At 42.0% G+C, this 9240-nt stretch carries 1 protein-coding gene, 2 tRNA genes, 2 rRNA genes and 3 pseudogenes; 4 read left to right on the top strand and 4 right to left on the bottom strand.

Annotation, left to right across the window (positions count from 1 at the left end; all coding sequences use genetic code 11):
• From rplT to thrS, 4 genes and pseudogenes are all read right to left on the bottom strand, one after another.
• Positions 1 to 296 (bottom strand): 50S ribosomal protein L20 (gene rplT / locus BLT84_RS16030; RefSeq protein ID WP_091268289.1); only part of this gene is annotated, 296 nt, incomplete at its 3' end.
• Positions 297 to 411: 115 nt separating this feature from the next.
• Positions 412 to 610 (bottom strand): annotated as a pseudogene (rpmI, locus tag BLT84_RS16025) (50S ribosomal protein L35).
• 35 nt (positions 611 to 645) lie between these two features.
• Positions 646 to 1085, bottom strand: a pseudogene (infC, locus tag BLT84_RS16020) (translation initiation factor IF-3).
• A 133-nt stretch (positions 1086 to 1218) separates the two neighbouring features.
• A pseudogene (gene thrS, locus BLT84_RS16015) lies at positions 1219 to 3164 on the bottom strand (threonine--tRNA ligase).
• Positions 3165 to 4217: 1053 nt separating this feature from the next.
• Here thrS and BLT84_RS16010 point away from each other — a divergent pair.
• The 4 genes from BLT84_RS16010 to BLT84_RS15995 all read left to right on the top strand — a co-directional run bounded on the left by BLT84_RS16010 (position 4218) and on the right by BLT84_RS15995 (position 9204).
• Positions 4218 to 5737, top strand: a 16S ribosomal RNA gene (locus BLT84_RS16010).
• Between the two features lie 134 nt (positions 5738 to 5871).
• A tRNA-Ile gene (locus tag BLT84_RS16005) sits at positions 5872 to 5945 on the top strand.
• Between the two features lie 110 nt (positions 5946 to 6055).
• Positions 6056 to 6129 (top strand) — tRNA-Ala (locus BLT84_RS16000).
• A 245-nt stretch (positions 6130 to 6374) separates the two neighbouring features.
• Positions 6375 to 9204 (top strand): 23S ribosomal RNA (locus BLT84_RS15995).
• The 16S and 23S rRNA genes sit together here with 2 tRNA genes alongside, the layout of an rRNA operon.
• Positions 9205 to 9240 lie beyond the last annotated feature (36 nt).

Here is a 9240-nt window from a genome sequence, read left to right as displayed (position 1 = left end):
GCTAAATCTGCAAGAACTTTTCTGTTCAAACCGATACTGTTAGCTTTCATTCCACCCATAAATTGAGAATAAGACATTCCATGTAATCTGGCTGCAGCGTTAATACGCATAATCCATAATGAACGGAAATTTCTCTTCTTAACCTTACGGTCTCTGTAAGCATAAAGCATTGCTTTATCAACCGCGTTTTTAGCTACAGTCCAAACGTTTTTACGACGTCCAAAGTAACCTTTTGCTTGCTTTAAAACCTTTTTTCTTCTGGCTCTTTTAGCAACTGAATTTACTGATCTTGGCATATTTTAAAATTGTTTTTGTAGTAGGCGGTTTTTCAACACTTCTAAAAGATGTATTTAAATTCTCTTAGCCTATCTCCAGGGTTTTTAAATTGATTAAACCATCAAGTGGTTCAACTTATTTTAATCTAAGTTGAAGTTTGATATTACTTTTATCTGCATCATGTACTAATGTTACTATGAGTTAAAGCTAATTTACGTTTTTTAGACTTCTTTGTTAAGATGTGACTTTTAAACGCGTGCTTTCTTTTTATTTTACCAGTACCGGTAAGCTTAAAACGCTTTTTGGCACTAGATTTAGTCTTCATTTTAGGCATGCTCTTATAATTTTATAATTAACGTTCTTATTTTCTTATTTAGATTTCTTAGGAGAAAGGAACATAGTCATACGTTTGCCTTCCAATTTAGGCATCTGTTCTACCTTCCCTAATTCTTCAAGATCTTGTGCCAATCTTAATAACAAAATTTGTCCTTGATCTTTAAATACAATAGAACGTCCTTTAAAGAATACAAATGCCTTTAACTTGGCACCATCCTTTAAGAATTTCTCTGCATTTTTTTTCTTGAACTCGTAATCATGATCATCTGTTTGAGGTCCAAAACGAATCTCTTTAACAACCACCTTACTGGCTTTTGCTTTTAAAACTTTCTCTCTTTTCTTCTGCTCATATAGAAATTTCTTGTAGTCCATTACTTTGGCTACAGGCGGTTTGGCATTAGGAGAAATTTCTACTAAATCCAAACCTTGCTCTTCAGAATCTCTAAAGCTTTTCTAATAGGATAAACGCCCATTTCAACGTTTTCACCCACAAGACGAACTTCATCTGAGCGAATTTTACCGTTAATACGGTGCTGGTCTTCTTTAATTTCTCTAAGCGGTCGCTTCGATCTTTTTCTACGTATTGCTATGGCTATATAATTTTAATTAAACTTTAAACGTTTTTAGCGTTTTCTTTATTTCGTTGTTTACTAATTCTGCGAAGTCTTCTATAGACATTGTTCCAATGTCACCTTCTCCGTGTTTACGTACAGAAACCGTACCATCCTTCTCTTCCTGCTCCCAACAATTAACATATAAGGGATCTTACTCATCTCGGCATCACGAATCTTCTTACCAATGGTGTCATTTCTATGATTAGCCAAGGCGCGAATTTCGTCATTTTCTAACAAACTTAAAACTTTTTGTGAGTATTTTTCATATTTCTCACTGAGAGAGAGAATAATAGCTTGTTCTGGCATTAACCATAGAGGAAAATTTCCTCCTGTATTTTCAAGCAATACAGCAATGAAGCGCTCCATGCTGCCAAAAGGGGCACGGTGAATCATTACAGGTCTGTGAGTTTCATTGTCACTCCCTTTATAAGTAAGATCGAATCTTTCAGGTAAATTGTAGTCTACCTGGATAGTTCCTAACTGCCAACTTCTTCCTAAAGCATCTTTAACCATGAAATCTAATTTCGGACCATAAAAAGCAGCTTCCCCTTTTTCAATGACATAGTTCAGACCTTTTTCTTTCGCTGCTGAAATTATGGCAGATTCTGCCTTTTCCCAGACATCATCACTACCAATATATTTCTCCTTATTGTCAGGGTCTCTTAAAGATACCTGAGCTGTAAAATCTTTAAAGCCTAAAGAATCGAATACATATAAAGTAAGATCTATCACTTTTTTAAATTCAGAATCTAGCTGATCTGGAGTACAGAAAATATGAGCATCATCTTGAGTAAAGCCACGAACTCTTGTTAATCCATGTAGTTCTCCACTTTGTTCATATCTATAAACCGTACCAAATTCTGCAAATCTCTTCGGAAGATCTCTATAACTCCACGGTGAAGAATTATATATTTCACAATGGTGTGGGCAGTTCATAGGTTTCAATAAAAATTCTTCCCCCTCGTTTGGAGTGTGAATTGGCTGAAAGCTATCTGCTCCATATTTAGCATAATGTCCGGAAGTAACATAAAGTTCTTTTTGTCCAATATGCGGAGTTACTACCATTTCATAGCCGGCGGTCTTCTGCGCTTTCTTTAAAAAGTTTTCTAAACGCTCTCTAAGTGCAGCTCCTTTAGGTAACCATAATGGTAAACCTTGTCCTACCTTTTGTGAAAAAGTAAAAAGTTCTAATTCCTTTCCTAATTTTCTATGATCTCTTTTCTTAGCCTCTTCAAGTAATTCAAGGTATTCCTTTAGATCTTTCTGTTTAGGGAAAGAGGTTCCGTAAACCCTAGTAAGTTGTGGCTTGTTTTCATCCCCTCTCCAGTAAGCGCCGGCAACACTCATTAATTTTACTGCTTTAATTATTCCTGTATTTGGAATATGGCCACCTCTACATAAATCTGTAAAGGTATCATGGTCACAAAAAGTAATAGTTCCATCTTCCAGGTTTTCTATTAATTCTACCTTAAAAGGATTCTCCTGATCTTTATAATAAGACAAAGCTTCTTCTTTAGAAACAGAGCGCATTGAGAAATCATGTTTTCCTCTTGCAATTTCCAACATCTTATCCTCGATCTTTTTAAAGTCGTTCTCAGATATCTTTTGCTCACCAAAATCTACATCATAATAAAATCCATTTTCAATAGCTGGTCCTATAGTAAGCTTAGATCCAGGGTATAGAGCTTCAATAGCTTGAGCCATTACATGAGAGGTAGAATGCCAAAAAGCTTTTTTACCTTCCTTGTCATTCCATGTGTATAAAGTAAGGCTTCCGTCGCTAGTAAGTGGAGTAGTAGTTTCAATCACGGTATCATCGTATTTGGCAGAAATTACATTTCTGGCAAATCCTTCACTTATACTTTTGGCAACGTCCATAGGAGTAGCGCCACTTTCAAATTCTTTAATAGTGCCATCCGGCAAGCTTATCTTTATCATTTCCTCTAATATTATATAGCAAAGATAATAGGATAAATGCGGTTGCACAATATACCTATGTATATATTCCTTTTTTCTTGGGTGTTGCCGGTGGAAAGACACCGGCCGGGCTATTCGCTCTATCTTTTGGTATCTCTTATCTTATTTTTTAATCAAGAATGCAGTGAATAGTCATAGAGTATATGGTAATTACACGGCAGGGAACCAAAAGGATGTCACTGCTATCCCTAACACAAATTGTAATATCTTTTTTAGTGTATATATAATAAGGTAACTGGTGTGCTATTAAAAGTGTTCCTTTGAAAAAAATATAAATTCTAATCTTTAAAGAATCAATAGTTTATAAACTATTTTTGTTTTGGATTGGACAAAACTGGATAAATAACTTGCAGGTTTATTTATCCTGACTATATTTGCACCCGCTTAGGAGGAAACGAGAGGCGAAAGTTCTTTAAAATATTTTGTAATTGATTTGTTTGATTGTAGAAAAAGATTGTATTTTTATAACCCATTTTTTATTATTGGCTTTAAAAAAAACATTCGAAATATTTTTCAAATAAGTTTGCTGGTTAGAGAAAAAGAGTTGTACATTTGCATCCGCTTTGAGAATGACATGAAGGTGTTGTTTGAGGAGTAAGAAAGTTCTTTACTAGTGTGGGTTGCGGCGGTTTTTACTTCTTACTAAGGGGTCAAAAAAAACTTCAAAAAACTTTAAAATAAAGTTTGGAAGTTAAAGAAAAAGCGTTGTATATTTGCAGCCGCTTACACAGCGGATACGATCACTACAAAATACTGAATTGAAATCCCGGGATAGGGTAGTAAAAAAAGAAGGTTCAACTCCTTTAATTTCACAATGAGCTCTTCGTTAAGAGGAGATCAACTAAGTTCATTGATATATTGAATTGACAGCGCGTTTCAAATGTTGTTCGCAAGAATGGCAGAAGAAACCAAAAGAATACGAATCAAGACTAGAATAGAATTTTGAGCTGTTATTATCTTTTCGGAGATAGTAATAGAAGAAGACCTTGTAATTGTTATATTATTTAAAGATTAACGATGAAGAGTTTGATCCTGGCTCAGGATGAACGCTAGCGGCAGGCTTAACACATGCAAGTCGAGGGGTAACGGGGTGCTTGCACCGCCGACGACCGGCGCACGGGTGCGTAACGCGTATACAACCTACCTTATAGAGGGGAATAGCCCAGAGAAATTTGGATTAATGCCCCATAGTATTATCGATTAGCATTAATTGATGATTAAACATTTATGGCTATAAGATGGGTATGCGTTCTATTAGCTAGATGGTAAGGTAACGGCTTACCATGGCTACGATAGATAGGGGTCCTGAGAGGGAGATCCCCCACACTGGTACTGAGACACGGACCAGACTCCTACGGGAGGCAGCAGTGAGGAATATTGGACAATGGGCGAGAGCCTGATCCAGCCATGCCGCGTGCAGGAAGACGGCCCTATGGGTTGTAAACTGCTTTTATACAGGAAGAAACACTCCCTTGCGAGGGAGCTTGACGGTACTGTACGAATAAGGATCGGCTAACTCCGTGCCAGCAGCCGCGGTAATACGGAGGATCCAAGCGTTATCCGGAATCATTGGGTTTAAAGGGTCCGTAGGCGGGACAATCAGTCAGCGGTGAAAGTCTGTGGCTCAACCATAGAATTGCCATTGATACTGTTGTTCTTGAATACTTATGAAGTGGTTGGAATATGTAGTGTAGCGGTGAAATGCATAGATATTACATAGAACACCGATTGCGAAGGCAGATCACTAATAATTTATTGACGCTGATGGACGAAAGCGTGGGTAGCGAACAGGATTAGATACCCTGGTAGTCCACGCCGTAAACGATGGTTACTAGCTGTTCGGTCGCAAGACTGAGTGGCTAAGCGAAAGTGATAAGTAACCCACCTGGGGAGTACGTTCGCAAGAATGAAACTCAAAGGAATTGACGGGGGCCCGCACAAGCGGTGGAGCATGTGGTTTAATTCGATGATACGCGAGGAACCTTACCAGGGCTTAAATGTAGATTGACAGGGGTGGAAACACCTTTTCCTTCGGGCAATTTACAAGGTGCTGCATGGTTGTCGTCAGCTCGTGCCGTGAGGTGTCAGGTTAAGTCCTATAACGAGCGCAACCCCTGTTGTTAGTTGCCAGCGAGTCAAGTCGGGAACTCTAACAAGACTGCCAGTGCAAACTGTGAGGAAGGTGGGGATGACGTCAAATCATCACGGCCCTTACGTCCTGGGCCACACACGTGCTACAATGGTAGGGACAGAGAGCAGCCACTGCGCAAGCAGGAGCGAATCTATAAACCCTATCTCAGTTCGGATCGGAGTCTGCAACTCGACTCCGTGAAGCTGGAATCGCTAGTAATCGCATATCAGCCATGATGCGGTGAATACGTTCCCGGGCCTTGTACACACCGCCCGTCAAGCCATGGAAGCTGGAAGCACCTGAAGTCCGTCACCGTAAGGAGCGGCCTAGGGTGAAGCTGGTAACTGGGGCTAAGTCGTAACAAGGTAGCCGTACCGGAAGGTGCGGCTGGAACACCTCCTTTCTAGAGTATTGCTTATTAAAGAGCAATCGCAGTTACAAAGCAGATCTCTTAAGATTTTGTTTTTGTCTTGATTCCTGTCAATTTAATTATTAAAGAATAAAGGGAGACCTTGAGAAATGTCTCTTAAATTAGACAGTCTCATAGCTCAGCTGGTTAGAGCGCTACACTGATAATGTAGAGGTCGGCAGTTCGAGTCTGCCTGAGACTACTTTTTATAGCGAGAGTTATAAAAGATGTTCATTAAAATTATAGGAAATTTTAGAAGTTGAGAATTCTAATCATTTTAATTCTGAATTCATAGTTCTGAATTTCGAAAATGGGGGATTAGCTCAGCTGGCTAGAGCGCCTGCCTTGCACGCAGGAGGTCATCGGTTCGACTCCGATATTCTCCACTATTCCTAGATCTTTTAGGTATAGGTAATTCAAACAACCAGGATACACTAGTATACTTCGTTTGGTTATCATCGAAAAGAGGTCGTTTAAGGGAAAAACGTTCATTGACATATTGGGAAATAAAGAATACGAGAAACATTAGGTGCTTACAAGTTAATTGTAAGTGCAAAAGAATAAATAATAATCGTTGTTATTAGAACTGCTGCACGGCGTTTTAATAATAACAGAGTAAATTAGGTAAAAGCACATAAGCTAAATAAGGGCGTATGGGGAATGCCTAGGCTCTCAGAGGCGATGAAGGACGTGATAAGCTGCGAAAAGCTGCGGGGATTGGCACACACAAATTGATCCGCAGATATCCGAATGGGGCAACCCAGTACATTGAAGATGTATTATCCGCAAGGAGGCGAACCCGGGGAACTGAAACATCTAAGTACCCGGAGGAGAAGAAAACAATAGTGATTGCGCAAGTAGCGGCGAGCGAACGCGCATTAGCCCAAACCAATGAGTTTACGGACTTATTGGGGTTGTAGGACCACGATATTTGATGCGTAATGAATTAGAACACTTTGGAAAGAGTGACCATAGAGGGTGATAGTCCCGTATAGGTAAAGAGCGTTATTGATAGTGGTATCCTGAGTAGTGCGGGGCACGAGAAACCCTGTATGAATTTGGCGGGACCATCCGCTAAGGCTAAATACTCCTGAGAGACCGATAGTGAACCAGTACCGTGAGGGAAAGGTGAAAAGAACCGTGAATAACGGAGTGAAATAGATCCTGAAACCATACGCTTACAAGCGGTCGGAGCCTTTAGGGGTGACGGCGTGCCTTTTGCATAATGAGCCTACGAGTTACCGTTGCCAGCAAGGTTAAGCCTTTAAGAGGTGGAGCCGTAGCGAAAGCGAGTCTTAATAGGGCGCTGTAGTTGGTAGTGGTAGACGCGAAACCGTGTGATCTACCCTTGGGCAGGTTGAAGCTGTGGTAACACATAGTGGAGGACCGAACCCGTTGACGTTGAAAAGTCTTGGGATGACCTGAGGGTAGGGGTGAAAGGCCAATCAAACTCGGAAATAGCTCGTACTCCCCGAAATGCATTTAGGTGCAGCGATAATTTAGTTTTATAGAGGTAGAGCTACTGATTGGATGCGGGGGCTTCACCGCCTACCAATTCCTGACAAACTCCGAATGCTATAAAATGATTTTTATCAGTGAGGGCATGGGTGCTAAGGTCCATGTCCGAGAGGGAAAGAACCCAGACCATCAGCTAAGGTCCCCAAATGTATATTAAGTTGAAAAAACGCGGTTGAACTGCCCAGACAGCTAGGATGTTGGCTTGGAAGCAGCCATTCATTTAAAGAGTGCGTAACAGCTCACTAGTCGAGCGGTTCGGCATGGATAATAATCGGGCATAAATATACTACCGAAGCTATGGATTTACAGATTACTGTAAGTGGTAGGGGAGCATTCTAATAGGGTTGAAGGTGTACTGCGAGGTATGCTGGACTAATTAGAAAAGAAAATGTAGGCATAAGTAACGATAATGCGGGCGAGAAACCCGCACACCGAAAGACTAAGGTTTCCTCAGCTATGCTAATCAGCTGAGGGTTAGTCGGGACCTAACGCGACCCCGAATGGGTTAGTGGATGGACAACAGATTAATATTTCTGTACCTGCCCCACGTTAAACGTGACGGAGGCGAAAAGTTAGTGCGTACTGACGGAATAGTACGTTGAAGCCAGTGGTAACACGGCAATAGTACACAAAAGCTTCGGCCGGCGTGATAATCTAGCAAATCGACTTCCAAGAAAAGCAAGTGGTGGCAGCCCGTACCGTAAACCGACACAGGTAGTTGGGATGAGAATTCTAAGGTGCTCGAGAGATTCATGGTTAAGGAACTAGGCAAAATCGACCCGTAACTTCGGGAGAAGGGTCGCCCATCTTCGGATGGGCCGCAGTGAAGAGGTCCAGGCGACTGTTTATCAAAAACACAGGGCTCTGCTAAATCGAAAGATGACGTATAGGGCCTGACACCTGCCCGGTGCTGGAAGGTTAAGAGGAGATGTTAGCTTCGGCGACGCATTGAATTGAAGCCCCAGTAAACGGCGGCCGTAACTATAACGGTCCTAAGGTAGCGAAATTCCTTGTCGGGTAAGTTCCGACCTGCACGAATGGTGCAACGATCTGGACACTGTCTCAACCATGAGCTCGGTGAAATTGTAGTATCGGTGAAGATGCCGATTACCCGCTGTGGGACGAAAAGACCCCGTGCACCTTTACTATAGCTTAGTATTGACTTTGGACAAGTGATGTGTAGGATAGGTGGGAGACGTTGAAGCTGCATCGCTAGGTGTGGTGGAGTCATTGTTGAAATACCACCCTTTACTTGTTTGAAGCCTAACTTCCAATGGAAGGACAATGCTTGGTGGGTAGTTTGACTGGGGTGGTCGCCTCCAAAAGAGTAACGGAGGCTTCTAAAGGTTCCCTCAGCACGCTTGGTAACCGTGCGTAGAGTGCAATGGCATAAGGGAGCTTGACTGAGAGACATACAGGTCGATCAGGTACGAAAGTAGAGCATAGTGATCCGGTGGTTCCGCATGGAAGGGCCATCGCTCAAAGGATAAAAGGTACGCCGGGGATAACAGGCTGATCTCCCCCAAGAGCTCACATCGACGGGGGGGTTTGGCACCTCGATGTCGGCTCGTCACATCCTGGGGCTGGAGAAGGTCCCAAGGGTTGGGCTGTTCGCCCATTAAAGTGGCACGCGAGCTGGGTTCAGAACGTCGTGAGACAGTTCGGTCTCTATCTACAGTGGGCGTTAGAAATTTGAGTGGATCTGACTCTAGTACGAGAGGACCGAGTTGGACGAACCTCTGGTGCACCAGTTGTCACGCCAGTGGCATTGCTGGGTAGCTACGTTCGGAAGGGATAAGCGCTGAAAGCATATAAGCGCGAAACCCACCACAAGATGAGATTTCTTTAAAGGACCGTGGGAGACTACCACGTTGATAGGCCATAGGTGTAAAGGCAGTAATGTCATAGCCGAGTGGTACTAATAATCCGTAAAGCTTAGTGCAGTTCCCATCCTAGTAATAGGATGGGAGCGAAAAACC

This window comes from Gillisia sp. Hel1_33_143, from assembly GCF_900104765.1.
Taxonomy (GTDB): Bacteria; Bacteroidota; Bacteroidia; order Flavobacteriales; family Flavobacteriaceae; genus Gillisia.
Note: the sequence above shows the minus strand (reverse complement) of the source record. Positions and strands in the feature narration are given on the sequence as shown.